The sequence below is a fragment of the Pseudoruegeria sp. HB172150 genome, assembly GCF_013184805.1.
In the GTDB taxonomy this organism is placed as follows: Bacteria; Pseudomonadota; Alphaproteobacteria; order Rhodobacterales; family Rhodobacteraceae; genus Psychromarinibacter.
In genome coordinates this window covers 180,777-202,702 of record NZ_JAATNG010000001.1, presented here as the reverse complement: position 1 = coordinate 202,702, position 21,926 = coordinate 180,777, and the positions used below count along the sequence as shown (strand labels likewise).

The following is a 21,926-nucleotide window of genomic DNA, read 5'->3' as shown; positions in this document are numbered from 1 at the left end:
GAATGCTCTACGACGTCAGCCTGACCATCACCTATGAATACGACACCGCCGCCGATGCCGGCCGCCACGTCCTGCGCATCGTCCCCGCCGACCTGCCCGGCGAACAGCGCGTCATCGCCTCCAGCCTGTCGATCAAGCCCGAGCCGACAGAGCGCATCACCCGCCGCGACTTCTTCGACAACGCCTGCGTCGAGATCGCCTATGACGCGCCGCTCACCGAAACCGAATTCCGCGTCACCGCCCGCGTCGAGCGGTTCGAGCCGGTGCCGGTCTTCGACGTCTCCCCCTCGCTCGAGGGCCTCTACCAGGAACTCGCCAACCTCGGCGCCATCGACAACACCGCCCCGCACCATTTCCGCTTCTCCTCCGAACGCGTCGGCCACCATCCCGAGATCGTCGCCTGGGCGCGCGAGACCACCGCCGGCGCCCGCACCGCCTATGCCGCGGCGCAGGCGATCTGCGATGCCGTCCACCGCGACCTGACCTTCGACCCCGAGGCGACGATGGTCGACACCGCCGTCGACGAGGCGTGGAAGCTGAAACGCGGCGTCTGCCAGGACTTCACCCACATCTCCATCGCCGCCCTGCGCGGCCTCGGCATCCCCGCCGGCTACGTCTCCGGCTACCTCCGCACGATCCCGCCCGAGGGCGAGCCGAAGCTCGAGGGCGCCGACGCCATGCACGCCTGGGTCCGCGCCTGGTGCGGGTCCGACATGGGCTGGATGGAATTCGACCCCACCAACGCCATGCCCGCCGGGCTGGACCACATCGTGGTGGCGCGCGGGCGCGACTACTTCGACCTCGCCCCGGTCAAGGGCGCGATGCGCACCGCCGGATCGCAAAAGACGAAACAGGCGGTCGACGTCGAAGAGGTCGGCTGACGGCGCATCGCGCCCGGCTGGCCCAGCCCCACAACCGTCCCGGAACCGCGCCCGGGCCGCCAATTTCCTTGTCTTGGCAAACAGCTACCCCGATACTTCCCCGAGTGGTGGCCGTCGCGGCGATTCCGCGGCGGGATATTGATGACGCGATTTCCGAACCGTTTCTTCATTCCGGGGGCAAAATGACTTTCTTCCTACGTATCTTCACGGCCTGGCTTTGCCTTGCCGCGGCCCTTCCCGTGCAGGCACAGGCGCTGACGCCCGAAGAGTCCCGCGCCCATGCCCGCGCCGCGATCGAGCTGTTCCTCGGACGCGGCGACCGCATCGCCGGCATTGCCGAGGCGATGCGCGGTCTGCCCCCGAATCCGACAGCCGAGGATATGGAACGCTATCCCGAGGCCGCGAACGCCCTGTGGCGGGCCTATGCAAGCAAGGGCTTCAAGCTGAACGCGCGGGTTCCGGCCTTTGCACAGCTCAACCGGGATGGCAGCCGAATGCTGCTGCTGTACCAGGTCAATTCCGACATGCCGCTGGATCAGCGCCCTCCGACCTATCTGCTCGACACCGCGACAGGGCTGCCGGTGGGCGAGCCGGTCCCGGCGTCCGAGACGGGAGAGATCGGCTTTATCACCAGCGTCGGCCACACCGGCTTTTCACCGGATGGCAGCACCGCCTACATCGCGGCCCGCGATGGCGTGCTGTTCCTCGACGCCCGGACCGGTGCGCGCCTGTACCGGCTGCCGTCTGCCGGCATCAGTGCACCGCAGCCGTACGGCTTTTCGCATGATGGTCGCTACTTCGTGACCTACGAGCGGTCGATACTCGAAGGGACCGCCGCCACCGTCTACGACACCGCCACCTGGCAGCAGGTCGCGCAATTTCCTCTCGGCGGCAAGCGGTTCACGATGAAACTGGGCGAGGGCATGGTCGAAGTGGAAGGTTCGGGCGATGCCGAGGTCGTCGGCCTCATGGGCTGGAACGGGCACGGCGCCCTCCTCGGTCAGACCGGCTCGACCGATCCTTCGCAACCGGCCAGCCTCATCGAGATCGCGCTCGACGGCACACGCCGTGTCATCGCCGCCGATGTGATGCAGGAACCGTTCAGCCTGTTTGCGTCGCCCGACAGGCGCATCCTCGCGCTCCGGGGGTCGGACCGGATGGTGGTTATGAAGGACGACGGCCAGGTATTGTTCGAAAGCGCCTTCCACGGCGAGGACATCGGTGCCTTTGTCCGGAACGGAACTGCCATCTCGATCGCTCTCCTGAACCGCTTCAGCAGTGCGCCGGATCTGGAACTGTCGGTTGTCGACCTCACCGGGGCCGCACTGGAACCGCAGGTCTCCGATTTCGTGCCGTTCAACAACCTGCTCTATTCTGCACAGGGGGAAATGCTCGGCTTTGTCGGCAGTGGCGGATATGAAGGGCTGGACGTACCAAACGGACCGGAACTCTACCGCGCGGCTTTCGCCCTGCTTTCTGCAGAGCAGCAGCGTGAACTGGCGGACGCCGGAACACGCCCGGCGCCGCCGCCAGAGCTTGTGCAGGAAACACCTCAATTGCTGGCAGAAGCGGAAATGGCGCTTCAGGCAGGGGATCGCATTGGCGCGATCCGGGCTCTGCTGGATCATTTTCCGCCCGATCCGGGCCCGGAAGACCTCGACCCGGGAACCTATGCATATCAGCTTCTCTGGCGCGTCGCGGCGTCTCGCAATTCGCAGATCGAGGAACTTCACATGGGAGCGACGAACGTGGTCGATCCGACGGGCACACGTCGCGTCGCGCTTTACAGCCCTGATCACGAGACCATCAAAGGGGCGCTCTACGATGCGAATACCGGCGAACTGATCAGCGAACTCGTCATACCGGACGCGATAGCGAGCGACGGCGGCTACAGCATCTGGGGAACCTATGTTTCCCCCACCGGCGACATGCTCGCTGTCGGAAATTTCGGTCGCGTGCATTTCTACGACGGCCGCACCGGCGCACTTCTTCGCTCGGTCTATGTTCCGGCTGGCGAGAAAGGCAGCTCCGCCAGCTATGCGGGATTTTCGCAGGATGGCGAGAAATTCGCTCTCCGCTACCGCAACACTCTGCACATCGTAAGCCCGTCAACCGGCGCGATCGCCACCACCGCGATGCCCGACAGAGGGTTCGAACTGATCGGATGGATGCCGGACGGCGGCCTTGCCCTGTTCGAACATCCATTGCATTGGCGCGAGGCAGGCTATCTTGCGCGCATCTACAGTTTTCGCGACGGTCACTTCAGCGAACTTTTCACGGTAAGGGAAGAGCCGGAGGGCCTGGCCACAACACCCGGTGCGGTCGAAATCTCGGAGCAAGGCACGGCATTCGCCTTTTTCGAGAGCAGCACCGAACGGTTCGTGATCTACACGCCGGACGGAAAAAGAACCTATTCCGGTAAATCGATCCACGGCGACTTGCACTTCGTCAGGGACGGCCAGGCTTTCGCCCACCGGGTGAACCGTCCGCAGCCGGGAAACCTGTTGAACGTCGTCGCGATCGACGGGTCGGAGCTTGAGGCAATTCCCCAGGACTTCCCCCTGTTCGAGCAAAGCATGTTCGATCAGAGCGGCGTGCTGCTCGATGGAGCGCCCACGCCCCTGTCAGCCATCCGCTATCGTGGGGAAGACGTTCCGCAGGGGCGCGCCCTGTTCGACTATGTTCGCGACGAACTTTTGCCGATGCTTGGCGGTACGGTCGAGAACGCGCCAGTCGATCCGATGAAAGAGGCGCAGCATTTGCCGGCAGACTGATGGTCGCGGCAAGAACCGACGTGTTGATCGGTACCCCGAGTATCGGTGCCGGACCTGGCCCACGCACCTCAGGTTTCTGTCCGGGTGGCTGTGGCAGAACACAGACAGACCGGTCACCGGCTTCTTGTCCGTTCAACCGGAAGGGTTGATTGCTCGCCATCTATCGGCAAGGGTTAATGCACAGCCCAATCGGAATAACACGACCGAGGAGACAGGCAGATGGCCCAGGACGACGATCCAAGAACGACCGTTAGCTTCTACTCCAACGTGGACCCCGAGGCGCTTCAGGAAGCGGTGCGGCAGGGCAAGCGGTGGTTCACGGGCCTCGGTGTGGTGCTGCTCATCCTCGGGATCATCGCCCTGATCTTCCCGCTGGCGGTGGGAATTACCCTGAAGGTCCTGTTCGGATGGATCCTCATTGTCGCCGGCGCGATCAACCTTTGGCACGCCTTCCAGACCCGGACCTGGGGTTCGACGATTTGGAACGCGATCATCGCGCTGATTTCTCTGGCCGCCGGCGTCTACCTCGCCTTTTTCCCGATGACCGGCCTGATCGCGATCACCTTCGTTCTCGGCCTGACATTCGCCGCGCAGGGCGTGTTCGAATGCATCATGGCCTTCCAGAACCGCAAGACCCGTGGCTGGGGCTGGCTGCTGGCATCGGGCCTCGCATCCGTGGTGATCGGGCTGCTGCTCCTCCTCGGTCTGCCGGGCACGGCGCAATGGGCGATCGGCGTTCTGGTCGGCATTCATTTCGTGACGTCGGGCCTGTCGCTGATCCTTCTGGCCAGGGCAGTCTGACCCGGCCCAAACGATCCGTTCAATCGCCGCGTCCCCACACGGACGTTTGCGCTAACATGCCTGAAATCAATAACTTGACCCCCCGTCCCCATGGGGACGCCTTGGCGACCGCCCTTTCCGAAGCCTACCCAGGCCCCCGATTTTCAGCTAGTCTGCCGGCCATAGTTTTCCCAGTTCGGAGCCCTTCGCGATGACCCGTTCCCTCGCCGCCCTTTTCCTCCTCCTCGCCACCCCCGCCCTCGCCCAGGACGGCCCCTCCTTCGACTGCGCCGCCGCCCAGAGCGAGGCCGAGAAGCTCATCTGCGAGGACCCCGACCTCGCCGCCCTCGACCGCCTCGTCGCCGACCGCTACGCCGCCGCGATCGAGGTCACCCAGGGTCTCGACGCCGGCGCCGAAGAAGCCGAGGCCGACCTCCGCGCCTACCAGCGCGGCTGGATCTCCGGCCGCGACGAATGCTGGAAGGCCGACGACCCCCGCGCCTGCGTCGAGCAGAGCTACCTCCGCCGCGAGGGCGAGCTGGTCGCCCAATACCTGCTGGAAGAACCCACCGGCACCACCTTCTGGCAATGCAACGGCAACCCCGCCGACGAGCTGGTCACCATGTATTTCGACACCACTCTCCCCAGCATCCGCTTCGAGCGCGGCGACAGCATCGACACCGGCTCCCTGTCCCGCACCGCCTCCGGCTCCCGCTACGACGGCAGCTTCGGCCGGTACATCTGGATCAAGGGCGACGAGGCGACATACAGAGAGCCCGATCCAGACGGCACCGAAATGACCTGCATCGCCGCCGGCTGACCGCCGCTTCTCCCGCGAGCCACGCGACTGATCGCGTTCGGCGCTGAGTACGTGGCAAGAAAATTAATCCGACTAAATTACTCGGATTGACAAATCCGACTGAATCACTCACCTTAAATCCACCAACTTTCTAGCCACCCCAAGTCTGCAAGCGGGGGAGCCCGGGCCAGAAACGGAGCTAAGGGATGCAGAGTGCGAACAGAACCGCGCAGCGGGAACCGATGGATGAGACATCGGGTCCGACACTTCGCGACGAGATCTTGAGCATCCTGGCTGATGGCCGACTGCCGTTGACCCGCAACGTGGAATGGCTTTTCGACCACTACGAACGGCGCACGGAGGCACCGGCATGACTGCATCGCTGAACACGGACTACAATATCGCAAACGCACAACCGATCCATCGTGCGGAAGAGCTGACCGACGGTGGCCGCGAGGCCAAGATCGTGCTGGGCGACCAGTGTTACACGCTGCGGATCACGCGCGCGGGCAAACTGATCCTCACAAAATGAGCATCGAACAGCCGCGGCCCCAGCGTGGCGGTGCGCCAGTTGGCTTCATCACCGAACTGGACCCGGTCGGAGCGGGCGCGGTCCTGTATCTGCGGCTGTGGAACGACGGACCGGACGCGCAGGCACAGGTGCATCGCGATTTCGCGGCGCATCTGGGGCCGCGCGACGGCGCAAGTGCCGTTACCGCGCTGGAAGCGATTTGCGATATCTGCCACCGGCATGGTCGCAGGCCATTAATGCGGCACGGAGTCAGCTGCCGCTGCCTCGGCGGTGACGAAAGCTGCTTTGCGACTTTCATCGGCGTTGCGGGTGACGGCGACCGCGAGGACGCGATGCTGATCGCTGCCACGATGATCCGGGCCGATATGGCCCCCTCCCTCGTCGGCCTGGCGGAAACGCTGGGACTGGCCTTGAAGCGCATGACACTGGCGGCCCTCAGGGCTGGACCGGTGCCCGCACATCCTCAAACACTACACTAACCCAAGGACCTCTAGCCAAATGCGACACCTGAAATACGCCGCGAGCGCCACGGCCCTCACCCTCGGCCTTGCTTCCACGGGCCTTGCCCAAGACGTTTCCAAGGATGCCATCCTCGAGAATTACGCCGACATCGCGGCCGCCGAATATGGCGACAGCCTGGCCACCGCCAAGGCGCTGCAGGCCGCCGTCGAAACGCTGATCGCCGAACCCTCGGCGGACACGCTGCAGGCGGCCAAAGAAGCGTGGCTTTCCGCCCGCGTCCCCTACCAGCAGACTGAAGTCTTCCGCTTTGGAAACGCAATCGTCGACGACTGGGAAGGCAAGGTGAACGCCTGGCCGCTGGACGAGGGTCTGATCGACTATGTCGATTCGTCCTACGGCGGACCGACCGACGAGAACGAATTCGCGGCGCTGAACGTAATCGCAAACCCGACTTTCACCCTGTCGGGCGAGGAGGTCGACGCGACCGAAATCACACCGGAACTGATCTCGGACACGCTGCACGAAGCCGACGGGATCGAGGCGAACGTGGCTTCGGGCTATCACGCCATCGAGTTCCTTCTCTGGGGTCAGGATCTGTATGGCCATGAGGCAGGCAATGGCGACCGGGCCTACACCGATTATCTCCAAGGCGACGACTGCACCGGCGGAAACTGCGACCGCCGCGCCGCTTACCTCAAAGCCGCGACTGACCTGCTGGTCTCGGACCTCGAGTGGATCGTCACACAATGGGAAGACGGCGGCGAAGCGCGTACTTCGCTGACCGCGAATCCGGATGCCGGCATCTCTGCGATGCTGACCGGCATGGGGTCTCTCTCCTACGGCGAACAGGCCGGAGAACGAATGCGCCTAGGCCTGATGCTGAATGACCCGGAAGAAGAGCACGACTGCTTCTCGGACAACACCCATAACAGCCATTACTACGACGGGTTGGGAATTCAGAATGTCTATCTCGGCGAGTACAAGTCTGTGGACGGCACCGAGATTTCCGGTCCGTCGCTGAGTGACCTCGTCGCGGCGACCGACCCGGACCTGGACGCCGAGTTGAAGTTGAAGCTGGCTGAAACGATGCGTGCTCTTGCCCAGATCAAGGCCAGCGCGGAAGCCGGTTTCGCTTATGACCAGATGCTGGAGCGCGGAAATGTCGCGGGCGAAATGCTGGTCATGGGTGGTGTCAACGGCCTGATCGCACAGACCAAGACCATCGAGCGGGTTGTATCCGCCCTCGGACTGGATCAAATCGAGTTCGAAGGCTCCGACTCTCTCGATAACCCGTCTGCCGTGTTCCAGTAAAAGGTGCGATGCGGCGCGGGGCTCCGGTCGCGCGCCGCATGCACCTGAAGGAACGCATAGGGAGACGCAATGAGACGCATTCTGCCGATCGTTGCACTGATTGGGCCCGCAGCCGCGCTGGCGGGCCCGCTCGACGAGCCGCACCTTGCCATCGTGCCGCGTACTGCCGAAGAGGCTACCCGGATCGAGGCGGTCACGAAACCCGCTACCGATTTCAGCGCCCCAACTCAGTTCGAGGAGATGTCCGCCGGCGCAGCCACGGTGCGGGCACGCAGCAACGCCGATGCGTTTTCGCAGCCGTCCGGAAACATCAGCTTCGAGGGTGAACTGGAGTTCAAGGTAGGAAACGGCCTTTTCAAGAAGATCTGGGTGTCGGCACCGTCCTCGACACAGGCCTCCGACGGTCTTGGTCCGCTCTACAACGCGCGGTCCTGCCAGCGTTGCCATCTGAAGGATGGGCGCGGGCATCCACCGGAGGGCCCAGAAGATAGCGCGGTCTCGATGTTTCTTCGGGTGTCGATACCGGGAAGCGATGCGGATGCAATCGAGGAGATCGAGGGCTACATCGCTTCGCTTCCTGACCCGAACTACGGCACCCAGTTACAGGACTTTGCTTTGCCGGGCATGGCGCCGGAATACCGGTTGCAGATCGACTACGAGGAATTCAACGTCGAACTGTCCGGCGGCGAAACCGCCGCGCTGCGCGAACCGACCTATACTGCCGCCGATCTCGGCTATGGCCCGCTGCACCCCGATGCGATGCTGTCGCCACGCGTAGCACCACAAATGCTGGGGATGGGACTTCTGGAGGCAATTCCAGCCGCCGACATCCTTGCCGGTGAAGACCCCGAAGACGCTGATGGCGATGGTGTCTCGGGCCGGGCACAAATCGTCTGGTCTCAGGAATTCGACATGCCGATGCTGGGGCGGTTCGGCTGGAAGGCGGGCAACCCGACGGTCAAGGAACAGAGCGCGGCGGCCTTTGCCGGCGATATCGGTATCTCGAACCCACTACACACTGCCGGCTCCGGCGAGTGTACCGACCTGCAGGCTGATTGCATGGCTGCGATCCACGGCGATGGCGACGACCGGGTTTTCGAGATCGACCAGCAGGGGTTGGACCTTGTGACTTTCTACTCGCGCAACCTCGGCGTGCCTGCTCGACGCAATGTGGACGACCCCGAGGTTCTGGCGGGCAAACGGATCTTCTACGAAACCGGCTGCATCTCCTGCCATAGACCGTCCTTTGTGACACACCGGCTGGAAGACAATGCGGAACAGAGTTTTCAATTGATCTGGCCCTATTCCGACATGCTGCTGCACGACATGGGCGACGGGCTTGCCGATCAACGCCCCGAGGCGCGCGCGGACGGGTACGAATGGCGCACACCGCCGCTCTGGGGCATCGGGCTGACCGAACAGGTTTCTGGACACACATATTTCCTGCATGATGGGCGTGCGCGGTCGCAGCTAGAGGCGATCCTCTGGCACGGCGGCGAGGCGCAGGAACAGCGCGACGCCGTGGTCGACATGCCGCCAGAAGACCGTGCGGCACTGATCCGTTTTCTGGAGAGCCTGTGATGCGTTTGATTGCGGCCTGTTTTGCCCTGGTTTTCACCGCTGTGCCGACCTTCGCCTATGACATTGACCGGATAATCGACGAGCATGTTTTGCCCGGTTTCGGACGACTGGCGGCGAATGCCGAAGTGCTGGACCAACGCGCGCAGGAGGATTGTTCTGCCACCAGCCCGGGCCTGCGCGAAGCCTACAACGACGCATTCGATTCCTGGGTCCGGATCAGTCACCTGCGCTTCGGTCCGACGGAAACCGGCGACCGTGCCTTTGCGCTGGCGTTCTGGCCGGATACGAAAGGGTTCACGCCGCGCGAGCTTACCACGTTGATCGAAGCCCGGGACCCTGCCGCCGACAGCGAAGAAGACTTTTCCCATGTCTCCATCGCAGGTCGCGGGTTCTATGCATTGGAATTCCTGCTCTACGACCCGCAGTTCATGGACGCGGAGCCGGAGGAATACCGCTGCAAGCTGCTGCAGGCTGTAGCGCGCGACATCTCCGCGACCGCTCAGGCGATCCTGGACGATTGGCAGAACGGCTATGCCGATCTCCTACGCAATGCAGGAGAAAACGACATCTATCGCAGCGAGGAAGAGGCGGTACGGGCCTTCTTCGGCTCGGTCGTTTCTGGGCTGCAGTTCACCTCCGACACTAGGCTTGGGCGGCCGCTGGGCAGCTTCGAACGCCCGCGCCCGAACCGCGCAGAAGCAAGGCGGTCCAATCGGTCGGCGCGCAACGTGCTGCTGTCACTGGAAGGCACGCGGGATCTCGTACGCCTGCTGGCCGATGGCGCACCGAACGTGGAAGCCGAGTTGGATACGGCCTATGACCGCGCGCTGGACCGTCTTGCCGGCCTGGAGGACCCGACCTTCGCCGGGGTCGGGGACGTGCAGGGACGCTTTGAAGTCGAAATCCTGCAGCAGAACATCGACCGGATCCGCGAACTGCTCGGCGCCTCACTGGCGCCGATTCTGGGCGTCGGCGCCGGTTTCAACGCACTGGACGGAGACTGACATGTCCACTCGCCGCGGATTTCTCGCCGGGCTCGTCGCGACGGGCCTGATCCCGAAACCTTCCTGGGCGGACGCTGGCGCACCGTCCTACCTCGCCGCCGGGATGCTGCCCTCGGGCGATTACAACCTCTTCGGCTTAACGGAGACAGGCGCCGAGATCTTTCGCCTGCCGCTGCCCGGCCGCGGCCATGCAGCCGCCGCGCATCCGCACCGGCCGGAGGCTGTGGCCTTCGCCCGCCGCCCGGGCACATTCGCGATCGTCATCGACTGTGCGAAGGGCGAGATCGAGGCGACACTGGAAAGCCCGGAAGGTCGCCACTTCATGGGGCACGGAACATTCTCACCTGACGGTACGCGCCTCTTCACGCCGGAGAATGCCTATAACGAGACAAGTGGCGTGATCGGCATCTGGGATGCCGAACATGGCTATGCCCGGATCGGCGAATTCGTCTCGGGCGGTGTCGGGCCACATGATATCTGCCTGTTACCGGGTACTGATATCTTCGCCATAGCCAATGGCGGGATCGAGACGCACCCGGATTCAGGCCGTACCAAGCTGAACATTCCGATCATGCGACCGAACCTGTCTTACGCGACGCTGCAGGGCGAGTTGCTGGAGACGGTCGAACTGCCGCGCGAGTATCACAAGAACTCGCTCCGTCACCTTTCGGTGCGTGACGACGGGCTGATCGCCTTCGCGATGCAATGGGAAGGCGACGTTAACGACAACCCGCCACTCGCCGGGTTGCACCGGATGGGCGGAGAGATGGTGCTGGCCGAGGCTCCGGCTGACGTTCACCAGCGGATGCGGGCCTATGCGGGCAGCGTGGCCTTTTCAGAGAGCGGCGACAGCTTTGCCATAACCTCGCCCCGAGGTGGCGAGATGCAGGTTTTTGACTCCGAGACGGCTGAATTCCTTAGTGCCGTCGACAGCGACGATATCTGCGGCCTGAGCAGCGGAGAAGGCGGGTTCACCTATACGACCGGTAAGGGCATCTTCGGATGTGTCGGTGGCGACTCGCCTCGTTCGCCGAGCCGGCATGAGGTCGCTTTCGACAACCACCTGGTACGAATTCCATCTCCGGACGCCGCTTGACTACAACCGACATGGGCATCTCACTATTAAAACATGTCAACTAGGTTGTGGCGCGACCGGCACGGCGTTACGTTTCGTAAGCCTGTGACGAAATTGCGGATTTGAGTTTTCGTAAGAATCTGACAATCATAGCGGCTATAAACAACCAAATAACCTCAACATACGAGGACGAGGGCAAGGCATGAAAAAGATGGTCGTTCTGGCGGCTTTGGCCGTCTGCTGTTCCGGTACCGCATATGCAGGCATGATTGAGAGCGCCTGTTTGAAATCCGGACGTCCCGGCGCATCCCGGGCACTCTGCGGATGCATCCAGTCAGTGGCGAACCGCACCCTGTCGGCAAATGATCAGCGGCTGGCGGCAACGTTCTTCCAGGATCCTCATCAGGCGCAGGTGATCCGGCAGTCGGACCGCACCGCGCATGAGGTGTTCTGGCAGCGCTACAAGGTCTTCGGCGCAACGGCGCAGAACTACTGCGGCTGAGGCCGAAACCTGAGAATTCGAAGAGGCCCGGGCAGCTATGGCCGGGCCTTTGCTTCAGCGCTGCAGTTCAGCCAACAGCCCTTCCACACCGGCTTCGATCAGGTCCAGCGCTTCCTCGAAATCGCCGGTGTAATAAGGGTCCGGCACCGTGTCGCGGTCGGTCTCGGGGGCATATTCCATCAGCATGCGCAGGTCTGCTTTCGCATCCATCGGGCACAGCGCCGACAGCTTATCATAATTCGATCCGTCCATCGCAAGCACGTGGTCGAAGCGGTCGAAATCGCCACGCCTGACCTGTCGCGCACGCTGGTTGGCGATGTCGTAGCCGCGAGCAGCGGCAGCGGTGATTGCTGGCGGATAGGGCGGATCGCCGGTGTGCCAGTCGCCGGTCGCGGCTGAGTCCACCTCCGCCTCCAGCCCCTCGCGTTCCGCCATCGCGCGGAACACCCCCTCGGCCATGGGCGAGCGGCAGATGTTGCCAAGACAGACGAAAAGGACCCGTGTCACCATGCGCCGCAGAAGACGGTGCCGCGATGTCGGCGTCAAGCGTTGCGCCGCGGCGCCACGTTTGCCAACAAGGGTGTGGCAGCGGGAGCGTCGCATGGACAGTATCGTCATCCTCACCGGCGCCGGGATCTCGGCGGAAAGCGGGCTGGGTACGTTCCGGGACGTGGACGGTCTGTGGACCAAATACGACCTGAACGACGTCGCGACGCCCGAAGGCTTTGCCCGGAACCCGGCACTGGTCCATGATTTCTACAACGCCCGCCGCGACAACTGCCGCGCGGCGGCGCCGAATGCCGCACATGTCGCCCTGGCGCGGCTGGAGCGCGATTTCCCGGGCAAGGTTCTGATCGTCACGCAGAATGTCGACGACCTGCATGAGCGGGCCGGCAGCCGCGCGGTCTGGCACATGCACGGTGAGTTGCTCCGCGCACTGTGCGCCGCCTGCGGCCACCGCTGGGCCGCGCCGGACCGCATGGCGCCGACCGATCACTGCCCGGCCTGCACAGCACGGGCTACTCGGCCGGATGTCGTCTGGTTCGGCGAGATTCCATACAGGATGGACGAGATATTCGAGGAACTAGCGGCCTGCGACCTGTTCGTTTCCATCGGCACCAGCGGCGAGGTCTACCCGGCCGCTGGTTTCGTCGAACTGGCGGCCGAAGCAGGCGTCGACACGCTGGAACTGAACCTTGACGCGTCGTTTCGGGCGCGTGCGTTCCGCGAGCAGCGCGAGGGTCCGGCCACCGAAATCGTGCCAGCCTGGGTCGAGGAGATTTTGACCTAAGCCTCTGGCAAAGCGGCCATAACCTCGACCTCCACTACGAATTCCGGCCGCGTGAAGCCCGATACGATCACCAGGGTAGACGCAGGCAGATGGTCGACATCGGCCAGCCACGTATCCCGCGCCTTCATGTATCCCGCCATGTGTTCCCGGCCCGTCACGTAGGCGTTGATCCGAAGCACCTGCTCGCGGCTCGTGCCCGCCTCGGCAAGGATCGCATCGATGTTGCCGAAGCAGAGCAGCGCCTGCGCCTCCGCGCCGTCGGGAACGGTTCCGTCCGTGGCAAGCCCCAGCTGCCCCGAGGTCACGACAATACCCGCCGTGGCGTCCGCCGAAACGCCATGGGCATAGCGTGCGAACGGCGGTGCGATGGATGTGGGAACAAGGCTTTTGATCATGGTCTGATCCTCCGGTTTCGACATGTCTCTCAGCCTCGCGAACCGACGCCAAGAGCGCGCAGACGGCCGAAGATTAAATCGCCCATTTCGCAGACAGAAACTGTACGCTTGCCTAATTATTGGTCACAACGTAGTGCCGATCACGGCACTGACCGGACGGCCCCTGTTCCTTGCTGCGGGGCTCTCCAATGCTCTTCCGAAATCCACTTGGAGGGAAAGATGAAAGCGACTCACCTTCTTGCGACGGCCGCCGCTGTCGTCACCGCGGGGACCGCCAGCGCCCAGGACATGCCCGAGGTCGTGTTCGGCACCAACTGGCTGGCCCAGGCTGAACATGGCGGCTTCTACCAGGCCGTGGCTGACGGCACTTACGAGGAGTGCGGCCTTAAAGTTTCTATCGTTCAGGGCGGTCCGCAGGTGAACAACCGTGCGCTGATGCTTGCAGGGCGGATCGATTACCACATGGGTGGCGACCTGCTGCAGGCGTTCAACGCGGTGAAGGAAGGCGTGCCGGTGGTTTCAGTCGCCGCGATTTTCCAGAAGCATCCTCAGGTGATCCTGGCGCATCCTGGCAAGGCCGCGAGTTTCGAGGGCCTGAAAGACCTGACGCTGCTGATCGGCGACAACGGCTATCAGTCCTATTACCAGTGGATGATCGCCGAATACGGATTCACCCCGGAACAGCGCGAACCCTATACCTTCAACCCCGCGCCGTTCCTCGCGGACGACTCGATGGGAATGCAGGGCTACCTGTCATCGGAACCATATCTCGTTGAAAAGGAAGGTGGTTTCACACCCGACGTTTTCCTGATCGCTGACGCGGGCTACTCCACTTATGCCACCACCATCGAGACGATGGCCGACACCATCTCGGGGAAGCCTGAAGAGGTGAAGTGTTTCGTCGATGGATCGATCAAGGGCTGGTACAACTACCTCTACGGCGATCATTCGGCGGCGGACGAGATGATCATGGCCGACAACCCCGAGATGACTCAGGACAAGATCGATTACGCCATTGAAAAGATGCTGTCCGAGGGCATCGTGGATTCCGGCGACGCCGAGTCCATGGGGATCGGCGCGATGACTGAAGAGAAGGTCAAGGACTTCTTCGACAAGATGGTCACTGCCGGCGTTATCGAAGGCGATATCGACTGGGCTTCCGCGTTCACGACCGAATTCGTGAACGAAGGCGTCGGGATGGACCTGAAGTAACGATACAGCCAAGATCGGGCGGGGGTCTCGTATCCCCGCCCCATTGAGCGGAGAGGCTTATGGCCATTACGCGAAAACCGCTGGGCGAACGTCCGGCGCTGCTTCAGATGAGCCATATCGAAAAGACCTTCGGCGGCGAAGTCGTCGCACTGAAGGACATGAACCTGACGGTAAACGAGGGTGACTTCATCTCGCTGCTCGGCCCGTCCGGGTGCGGCAAGTCCACCGCGCTCCGGCTGGTCGCCGGGCTGATGCGGCCCACCGCGGGCCGGATCGAATGGACCGGTGGGCAGGGTCTGGGCGACCTTGGTGTCGTCTTCCAGGAACCCACGCTGATGCCATGGGCGCGGGTGGCGGAAAATGTCTGGCTGCCCTTCCGCCTGCGCGGCAAGTCCTACAGCGAGGTGAAGGACGACGTGCTGGAGGCATTGCGGCTGGTCGGGCTGGAGAAGTTCCAGCGTGCCTTTCCGCGCGAGTTGTCGGGTGGGATGAAGATGCGCGTTTCCATCGCACGTGCGCTGGTGACCAAGCCGCGGCTGATCCTGATGGACGAACCCTTCGCCGCCCTCGACGAGATCACCCGTCAGAAACTGAACAACGACCTTCTGGCGTTGCGAGAATCCATCGGCTGCACGGTAATCTTCGTGACCCACTCGGTCTTCGAATCCGTCTTCCTGTCCGACCGCATCGTCGTGATGGCCGCGCGCCCCGGCCGCGTGATCCGCGAGCTGGAGGTCGACGCGCCCTACCCGCGCAGCGAGGCATTCCGCACATCGAACGAATACGCCGCGCATGCCCGAAAGGCGCAGGAAGCACTTCACCAAGCCATCGCGGAGGCCGCATGAGTATCGCCGAACCCGCCACTTCCGCGCCTCTGATCGACGCCGAAGAAGAGGCGCGCGCCCGCAACGAGCGGCTGATGAAGATCGCGCGCTGGATGCTGCCATCGCTGGTGCTGGTCGTCGCGATCCTTGCCTGGCACTTCTACGTCACGATCTGGGAAGTGCCGCACTACATCCTCCCCGGTCCTACTGTCGTCGCGCAGAAAATGGTCGAGGACTGGCCGATCCTGTGGCCGGCCATGCTGATTACTGGCCGGCTGACGTTGCTGGCCCTGATCATGGCGGTCTGTGGCGGCGTTTTCCTGGCTGTGCTGTTCACCCAGTCCAAATGGGCGGAACTGTCGTTCTTCCCCTATGCCGTGATCCTGCAGGTCACGCCGGTCGTAGCCATCGCGCCGCTTCTGCAGATCTATGTCGAGAACGCTTTTGTCGCGGCCCTGCTCTGCGCCTGGATCGTGGCCTTCTTTCCGATCCTGTCAAACACGACCATCGGGCTGAAATCGTCGGACCATAATCTGGAAGACCTGTTCACCATCTACGGCGCCAACCGCTGGCAGCGCCTGCGCTATCTCGCGGCCCCATCGGCGCTGCCGTTCTTCCTTGGCGGGTTGAAGATCGCCGGCGGCCTCGCTCTGATCGGCGCTGTGGTTGCGGAATTCGTGATCGGCCGCGCCGGCACAGGTCTGGGCCTCGCCTCGACCCTGCTCGAAGCCTCCTATCGCTTCAACTTCGGCCGGCTCTATGCCGCGCTTATCCTGATCTCCCTGATGGGCGTCGTGATCTTCGCGGCGATGAGCCTGATCAGCTATCTCGCGCTGCACAAGTGGCATGAGAGCGCGCTCAAACGGGAAGGCTAGATGGATTTCCGCAAGCTCCCCGAGGGCCGCTTCACTCTGCGCGACGTGACCGTGCCGGCCTGCCTGCTGGGTCAGGCGGGCGACCTCATGCGCACCGATATCGGCATAGACGGCGGATGGATCGCCGCGCCGGGCGGAGACGATGTCGAGATGAAGGGGGCGATGGTCCTGCCCTGCTTCACCGACATGCACACGCATCTGGACAAGGGCCACATCTGGCCGCGCGCCTGGAACCCCGACGGCACCTTCATGGGCGCTCTGACGACTGTGCGGCGCGATCACGCCAAATGGTCGGCCGAGGACGTCCGCGCCCGAATGGAGTTCGGGCTGCGCAGCGCCTATGCCCACGGCACGTCCCGCATCCGGACACATCTGGATTCCGGCGACGACCAGTATGCGATCAGCTTTCCGGTCTTCGCCGAACTGCGCGACACATGGGCCGGAAAGGTGGAATTGCAGGGCTCAAGCCTGATCAGCTGCGATCGCTTCGGAACGGACGGAGAGTTCCTCGCCATCGCCGATACCGTCGAGGGATTCGGCGGCGTGCTAGGGCTGGTTACTTACCCTGTTCCGGGGCTTCACGAGATCCTGCGCGGTTTCTTCGAAATGGCAGGGGAACGTGGCCTCTCCGCCGATTTCCACGTCGACGAAACCATGGACCCGGCTTCCGAGACACTGCGCACCATCGCCATCGCGGCCAAGGAAACCGGCTTCGACAAGGCCGTCGTGGTGGGCCATTGCTGCTCGCTCTCGACGCAGAACGAACCCCGCGCGCTCGACACGCTGGATCTGGTAGCCCGCGCCGGGCTGAACGTGGTCAGCCTGCCGATGTGCAACCTCTACCTGCAGGACCGGCGTTTTGGCCGCACGCCCCGCTATCGTGGTGTGACTCTGGTTCACGAGATGAAGGCACGCGGCATTCCGGTCAGCTTCGCCAGCGACAACACGCGCGATCCGTTTTACGCTTACGGCGACCTCGACATGCTGGAGGTCATGCGGCAGGCGACTCGGATCGCGCATCTGGACCATTCGCGGGCCGACTGGGTGGAAAGCTGCGTGACCACCCCGGCGGAAAGTTGCGGCTGGGGCGCGCCGTCCCTTGCCGAAGGCGCCCCCGCCGATCTTGTGATCTTCCGCGCCCGAGAGTGGACAGAACTCTTCGCCCGCCCGCAATCCGACCGCATCGTGCTGCGGGAAGGCCGTGCCATCGACCGCACCCTGCCCGACTACGCCGAACTCGACGAACTGCTTGGAGTGTCATGAGTATGGACATCGCCGCCGCCAAGGCCGCCCTTTCTCACCTGGATATCGAGGAGAAGGACACCAACATCCGCGCCTCTTCGCGCGACTTCTTCTGGTATTCCCCGGTGCTGAAGGCGCGGCTCGATCACGTGGTCGCCGATTTCGTCGTGCGTCCGCGCAATGAGTCCGAGGTGATCGAGATCCTGAAGGTCTGTTACACCCATGACGTGCCTGTAACCACGCGCGGTGCGGGCACCGGCAACTACGGGCAGGCAATGCCGCTGGCCGGCGGTTGCGTCATGCACCTTCGACACATGACGGCTGTGAAGGAAATCGCCCCAGGCCGGGTGATCTGCGAACCTGGCATCCTGCTGAAGGACCTCGACGTCGCCTGCAAGGAAGCCTCTGGACAGGAACTTCGCATGTTCTCCTCAACGTGGGCCACGGCCACGATAGGCGGCTTCATTGCCGGCGGGTCGGGTGGCGTCGGGTCGGTCCACTGGGGTTCACTCCGCGATCTCGGCAACATCATCCGCCTGCGCGTTGTGACCATGGAAGCGGAACCGCGCATCCTGGAATTCACCGGCGAAGAGCTGGCGCGCGTCTCGCATGCCTATGGCACTAACGGGATCATCACCGAGTTGGAGATGCCGCTGGCACCGGCGTATGACTGGACCGGCCTTTTCGTCGCCTTCGACGATTTCGCCGAAGCCATGGCATTCGCCGACGACATCGCCAACGAGGACGGCATCCTGCTCAAGATCGCCTCAGTCTACGAGGCGCCCATCGCGCATGACTATTTCCAGCGGGTGAAGCCATACGTGGAATCCGGCACGAACCTTGTCGGCCTGATGGTCGCGCCACAGTCCATGGACGGTTTCCTGACCTTCCTCGGCCGGAGGCCGGAGGCGAAACTGATCTACCGCTCCGACGATCACGACTGGGCGCGCGATCCCGGGCCGATCTTCGAATACGGCTGGAACCACACGACCCTGCGTGCTCTGAAGGTCGATCCGTCAATCACCTACCTTCAGGTCCGCTACGCTTTCCCGAAACACCGTGAGCTGATCGAGAAGATGCGCGCGGATTTCTCGCCCGAAGTCCTGCAGCACCTGGAAGCAATCCGGATGAACGGCAAGATCGCCTTCGCCGGCCTGTCGATGGTCAAATTCACGACCGAGGAACGCCTGGACGAGATCATCCGGTTGCACGAGGAAGCTGGCGCGCTGATTTTCAACCCGCACCGATACACGCTGGAGGAAGGCGGGCGGCAGCACACCGACGACACCCAGCTGTCCTTCAAACGTGAGGCCGATCCCAAGGGCCTGCTGAATCCCGGCAAGATGATCTCCTGGGACGACCCGGACTGGAGCTACGACCGGATGTATGCCTATCCGAAGCTCAAGGCCGCCGGATGACGCGCGCGCTCGTCCTTTATGCTCATCCCTGCCCAGAAAGCTTCAACGCCGCCGTGCACAGCGCGGTAGTCGAAGCACTGACCGCCCGCGGCTGGGACGTGGACGATTGCGACCTGAACACCGAGGGCTTCATCCCGGTCCTGACCGAACTGGAACGGCGTGGGTATCATGACGAGCCGGACAATATCGGGCCGGTGAAGGAGTATGTCGAGCGCCTCCGCGCCGCAGAGGCACTCGTCATGGTTTTCCCGGTCTGGAATTTCGGCTACCCGGCGATCCTCAAGGGCTTCCTCGACCGAGTTTTCCTGCCCGGCGTCAGCTTCAAATTGCAGGATGGCGGCGTCCGTCCCGGCCTGACCAACATCAAGCGCCTCGCCGCCTGCACGACCTACGGCGGTACCCGAATGCGCGCCATGCTGAACGGCGATCCACCGCGGAAATGCGTCACCCGCGCAGTGTGGTATGCCTGCGGAATGCCCAAGAAACGGTACATCGCGTTATACGACATGAACAACAATCAGGAACCGCAGTTGAAGGCTCACCTGGAACGGGTGACGCGGGAAATGGAGGCGCTCTGATGAAGGCGCTGGTCGTCTACAGTCACCCCCGCCGTGGCAGCTTCAACGAAGCGGTCCGCGACAAGGTGCTGGAGCGGCTCGCCGCCGCCGGGGCGGAAACGAGGTTGATCGACCTCTATGACGAAGGCTTCGACCCGCGTCTTACCGCACGCGAACTGGAAATCTACGAGGATACTGACGAGAACCGGAAGGGCATCGAGGCGCACCTCGATGCCCTGACATGGTGTGACACGCTCATTTTCGTCTACCCGACCTGGTGGTACGGATTGCCTGCGATGCTGAAGGGCTGGCTCGACCGCGTCATGGTTCCCGGCGTCGCATTCGAGATGCCTGCCGCGGAAGGCGAGGACATCAAACCCGGCCTTCTCAACATCACGCGCCTCGCCGTCTTCACGACCTGTGGTGCAAGCTGGTGGCTGACCCGTTTCATCGGCGCACCCGGCCGCCGCACCATCCTGCGCGGCGTGCGACTGCTTTGTGCAAAGCGTTGCCGCACTGCCTTTGCCGCGCATTACCTGATGGATTCTTCGACGCCCGAGAGCCGGGCGAAACACCTTGCCCGCGTCGAAAAGCGGCTGGTCCGCTTCATCGGCGCCGTGGCGAAACCTCGGGAGGCCCCCGCATGATCCCCATCCTCGACTGGACAGACTACGAAACCGACCCGGATGCCTTCACCTCGGCTCTCGGCGCCGCCTGCCGCGACACAGGTTTTTTTCTACTGTCGGGCCACCCGGTGCCGGACCAACTGGTCTCCGACGTGTTCACCGCCGCCGATACTTTCTTCTCACTCCCGCCCTCGGAAAAAGCGCCGCTCTCGATCACGAAGAACCCGCATAATCGCGGTTGGTCGGCGCAGGGCAGCGAGAACCTTGACGACACATCTGACCAGGTCGATCAGAAGGAGGCCTACAACGTCGGCCTCGATCTTGCCGAAGACGATCCGCGCGTTGTAGCGGGTGAGCCGTTTCGCGGCGTGAATGTATGGCCCGACCTGCCGGGGTTCCGTGACACGATGCTGACCTATTACGATGCCGCCCTGGCTCTCGGCGTGGCGCTGCAGCAGCCAATCGCCACCGATCTCGGCCTGCCGAAGGACTTCTTTGCCCAGCATTTCGACCAGTCCCTCGCCACCCTGCGCGTCCTGACCTATCCGGCCGCGACTGGCGCCGAAGGCGAAATTGGTGCCGGCGCGCATACCGACTACGGCTCTGTCACGCTGCTGATGACCGACGGCGAACCGGGGCTGCAGGTGAAACCGCGCGGTGGCGACTGGACTGACGTGCCACATGTACCGGGTGCTTTCGTGGTCAACATCGGCGACCTGCTGATGCGGTGGTCCAACGACATATACGTCTCGACCCCGCACCGGGTGCTGCCGCCGAAGCGCCGCCGCCGTTCCATCGCCTTCTTCCTCGATCCGAACCCCGACAGCGTGATCCGCGCGATACCGGGCTCGGGCGAGGCGAAGTATCCCCCGGTCACCGGCGCTGATTACCTGCGCTACCGGCTCGATGCGACCTATAAGCCGGAGCCGGTGGAGTGAGCCGCAGGCTGGACTGGGCAGAACGGCGGGCGCCCGAGTTTGCCTCGGTCCACCCGATGACCTCTATCGCGATCCTGCCCACCGCCGCCATCGAACAGCACGGGCCCCACCTGCCGGTCGGGACCGACACGATGATCGCCGAGGGGATGCTGGCCGAGTTCCGGAAGAGCTGCCCTGACGATCTGGATGTGGCGATCCTTCCGGTGCAGGCGGTGGGCAAGTCGAACGAGCATCTGTGGGCAAAGGGGACGCTGACGCTGACCGCCCCGACGGCGCTGGCGGCGTGGACCGAGATCGGGATGAGCGTGGCGCGGGCGGGTTATCGGAAGATCGTCATCGTGAACTCGCACGGGGGAAACCTGGATCTGGTGTCGATCCTGAGCCGGGAGCTTCGGGTGGAAGCCGGGATGCTGGCGGTGAAGTGCCAGTGGGGCGGTTTCGGGCATCCGGAGGGGATGTATTCGGAACATGAGCGGGCCTATGGCATCCATGGTGGGGACGTGGAGACCTCGCTGATGCTGGCGTTCCGGCCGGACTGCGTAGAAATGGGTCAGGCAAAGGATTTCCGGTCGGCCGCCGAGACGGACCCGATATCGCCTATCGGGGGGATCAGCCGGGGGTGGATCGCGGCGGATCTGAACCCGGAAGGCACCGTGGGAGATGCCTCTAAGGCCACGGCCGACAAAGGGCGGGCCACAGCGGCGCACCAGGTCGAGGGGTTCATAGGGCTGCTTCGAAAGGTGAGGGATATGGCGTTGCCGGAGGTGGAAGCGCGGCCGTTTGGATAGGGATTGAGGGTGTTCGCACGCGGACACCATGTAAGTATCTAATTTCATTCAGGAAAAGT

24 protein-coding genes are annotated in these 21,926 nt (G+C 63.4%); 22 read left to right on the top strand and 2 right to left on the bottom strand.

Annotation, left to right across the window (positions count from 1 at the left end; genetic code table 11):
• The first annotated feature begins 2 nt into the window (after window positions 1-2).
• From HCO70_RS00980 to HCO70_RS00930, 12 genes are all read left to right on the top strand, one after another.
• Window positions 3-881: a transglutaminase family protein gene (locus HCO70_RS00980; RefSeq protein WP_172292225.1), complete on the top strand. Its 879-nt coding sequence runs from the start codon at window positions 3-5 to the stop codon at window positions 879-881.
• A gap of 182 nt (window positions 882-1,063) precedes the next feature.
• On the top strand, window positions 1,064-3,655 hold the full coding sequence (locus tag HCO70_RS00975; RefSeq protein ID WP_172292223.1) for a hypothetical protein: 2,592 nt from the start codon (window positions 1,064-1,066) through the stop codon (window positions 3,653-3,655).
• A 219-nt stretch (window positions 3,656-3,874) separates the two neighbouring features.
• Window positions 3,875-4,456 (top strand): HdeD family acid-resistance protein, encoded by a 582-nt coding sequence (locus tag HCO70_RS00970; RefSeq protein ID WP_172292221.1) that lies wholly within the window; start codon window positions 3,875-3,877, stop codon window positions 4,454-4,456.
• A 190-nt stretch (window positions 4,457-4,646) separates the two neighbouring features.
• Window positions 4,647-5,255, top strand: a complete 609-nt coding sequence (locus tag HCO70_RS00965; RefSeq protein WP_172292219.1) for an MliC family protein — start codon at window positions 4,647-4,649, stop codon at window positions 5,253-5,255.
• 221 nt (window positions 5,256-5,476) lie between these two features.
• The gene (locus HCO70_RS24950; RefSeq protein ID WP_256372943.1) at window positions 5,477-5,608 is read left to right on the top strand and encodes a hypothetical protein; all 132 of its coding nucleotides are present in this window, start codon (window positions 5,477-5,479) and stop codon (window positions 5,606-5,608) included.
• On the top strand, window positions 5,605-5,766 hold the full coding sequence (gene hemP / locus HCO70_RS00960) for a hemin uptake protein HemP (RefSeq protein ID WP_172292217.1): 162 nt from the start codon (window positions 5,605-5,607) through the stop codon (window positions 5,764-5,766). The genes HCO70_RS24950 and hemP overlap by 4 nt, the downstream gene beginning before the upstream one ends.
• Window positions 5,763-6,245 carry a hypothetical protein gene (locus HCO70_RS00955; RefSeq protein ID WP_172292215.1) on the top strand — a complete coding sequence of 161 codons (483 nt, stop codon included), beginning with the start codon at window positions 5,763-5,765 and terminating at the stop codon, window positions 6,243-6,245. Before hemP ends, HCO70_RS00955 begins: the two co-directional genes overlap by 4 nt.
• A gap of 19 nt (window positions 6,246-6,264) precedes the next feature.
• Window positions 6,265-7,539: an imelysin family protein gene (locus tag HCO70_RS00950; RefSeq protein ID WP_172292213.1), complete on the top strand. Its 1,275-nt coding sequence runs from the start codon at window positions 6,265-6,267 to the stop codon at window positions 7,537-7,539.
• Between the two features lie 69 nt (window positions 7,540-7,608).
• Window positions 7,609-9,120: a di-heme oxidoredictase family protein gene (locus tag HCO70_RS00945; RefSeq protein WP_172292211.1), complete on the top strand. Its 1,512-nt coding sequence runs from the start codon at window positions 7,609-7,611 to the stop codon at window positions 9,118-9,120.
• A complete protein-coding gene (locus HCO70_RS00940) occupies window positions 9,120-10,124 on the top strand; it encodes an imelysin family protein (RefSeq protein WP_172292209.1) in 1,005 nt (334 codons plus the stop codon). The genes HCO70_RS00945 and HCO70_RS00940 overlap by 1 nt, the downstream gene beginning before the upstream one ends.
• A gap of 1 nt (window position 10,125) precedes the next feature.
• Window positions 10,126-11,220: a DUF1513 domain-containing protein gene (locus HCO70_RS00935; RefSeq protein ID WP_172292207.1), complete on the top strand. Its 1,095-nt coding sequence runs from the start codon at window positions 10,126-10,128 to the stop codon at window positions 11,218-11,220.
• 181 nt (window positions 11,221-11,401) lie between these two features.
• Window positions 11,402-11,701 (top strand): hypothetical protein, encoded by a 300-nt coding sequence (locus HCO70_RS00930; protein ID WP_172292205.1) that lies wholly within the window; start codon window positions 11,402-11,404, stop codon window positions 11,699-11,701.
• A gap of 54 nt (window positions 11,702-11,755) precedes the next feature.
• Here the strand turns inward: HCO70_RS00930 and HCO70_RS00925 are convergent, their stop codons facing one another.
• Window positions 11,756-12,211 (bottom strand): low molecular weight protein-tyrosine-phosphatase, encoded by a 456-nt coding sequence (locus tag HCO70_RS00925; RefSeq protein ID WP_172296042.1) that lies wholly within the window; start codon window positions 12,209-12,211, stop codon window positions 11,756-11,758.
• A gap of 91 nt (window positions 12,212-12,302) precedes the next feature.
• On the opposite strand from HCO70_RS00925, the gene HCO70_RS00920 reads away from it, so the two are divergent.
• Complete coding sequence (locus tag HCO70_RS00920) at window positions 12,303-12,992, top strand: NAD-dependent deacylase (protein WP_172292203.1); 690 nt, start codon at window positions 12,303-12,305, stop codon at window positions 12,990-12,992.
• Here HCO70_RS00920 and HCO70_RS00915 read toward each other — a convergent pair.
• A complete protein-coding gene (locus HCO70_RS00915) occupies window positions 12,989-13,387 on the bottom strand; it encodes a RidA family protein (RefSeq protein ID WP_172292201.1) in 399 nt (132 codons plus the stop codon). The genes HCO70_RS00920 and HCO70_RS00915 overlap by 4 nt on opposite strands.
• A 219-nt stretch (window positions 13,388-13,606) precedes the next feature.
• Here HCO70_RS00915 and HCO70_RS00910 point away from each other — a divergent pair, with 219 nt between their 5' ends.
• The 9 genes from HCO70_RS00910 to HCO70_RS00870 are packed head-to-tail and all read left to right on the top strand — an operon-like array spanning window position 13,607 to window position 21,867.
• Window positions 13,607-14,599, top strand: coding sequence for an ABC transporter substrate-binding protein (locus HCO70_RS00910; RefSeq protein WP_172292199.1), 993 nt, complete (start codon window positions 13,607-13,609; stop codon window positions 14,597-14,599).
• Window positions 14,600-14,658: 59 nt separating this feature from the next.
• On the top strand, window positions 14,659-15,444 hold the full coding sequence (locus HCO70_RS00905; protein ID WP_253913078.1) for an ABC transporter ATP-binding protein: 786 nt from the start codon (window positions 14,659-14,661) through the stop codon (window positions 15,442-15,444).
• Entirely contained in the window at window positions 15,441-16,298 is an 858-nt protein-coding gene (locus HCO70_RS00900; RefSeq protein WP_172292197.1) for an ABC transporter permease, read from the top strand. Before HCO70_RS00905 ends, HCO70_RS00900 begins: the two co-directional genes overlap by 4 nt.
• Window positions 16,299-17,561 carry a cytosine deaminase gene (locus HCO70_RS00895; protein ID WP_172292195.1) on the top strand — a complete coding sequence of 421 codons (1,263 nt, stop codon included), beginning with the start codon at window positions 16,299-16,301 and terminating at the stop codon, window positions 17,559-17,561. It begins immediately after the preceding gene.
• A complete protein-coding gene (locus HCO70_RS00890) occupies window positions 17,558-18,958 on the top strand; it encodes an FAD-binding oxidoreductase (protein ID WP_172292193.1) in 1,401 nt (466 codons plus the stop codon). The genes HCO70_RS00895 and HCO70_RS00890 overlap by 4 nt, the downstream gene beginning before the upstream one ends.
• Entirely contained in the window at window positions 18,955-19,536 is a 582-nt protein-coding gene (locus HCO70_RS00885; protein WP_172292191.1) for an NAD(P)H-dependent oxidoreductase, read from the top strand. Before HCO70_RS00890 ends, HCO70_RS00885 begins: the two co-directional genes overlap by 4 nt.
• Window positions 19,536-20,162, top strand: coding sequence for an NAD(P)H-dependent oxidoreductase (locus HCO70_RS00880; RefSeq protein ID WP_172292189.1), 627 nt, complete (start codon window positions 19,536-19,538; stop codon window positions 20,160-20,162). The genes HCO70_RS00885 and HCO70_RS00880 overlap by 1 nt, the downstream gene beginning before the upstream one ends.
• Window positions 20,159-21,079 carry an isopenicillin N synthase family oxygenase gene (locus tag HCO70_RS00875; protein WP_172292187.1) on the top strand — a complete coding sequence of 307 codons (921 nt, stop codon included), beginning with the start codon at window positions 20,159-20,161 and terminating at the stop codon, window positions 21,077-21,079. The genes HCO70_RS00880 and HCO70_RS00875 overlap by 4 nt, the downstream gene beginning before the upstream one ends.
• Complete coding sequence (locus HCO70_RS00870; protein WP_172292185.1) at window positions 21,076-21,867, top strand: creatininase family protein; 792 nt, start codon at window positions 21,076-21,078, stop codon at window positions 21,865-21,867. Before HCO70_RS00875 ends, HCO70_RS00870 begins: the two co-directional genes overlap by 4 nt.
• The last annotated feature ends 59 nt before the right edge of the window (window positions 21,868-21,926 follow it).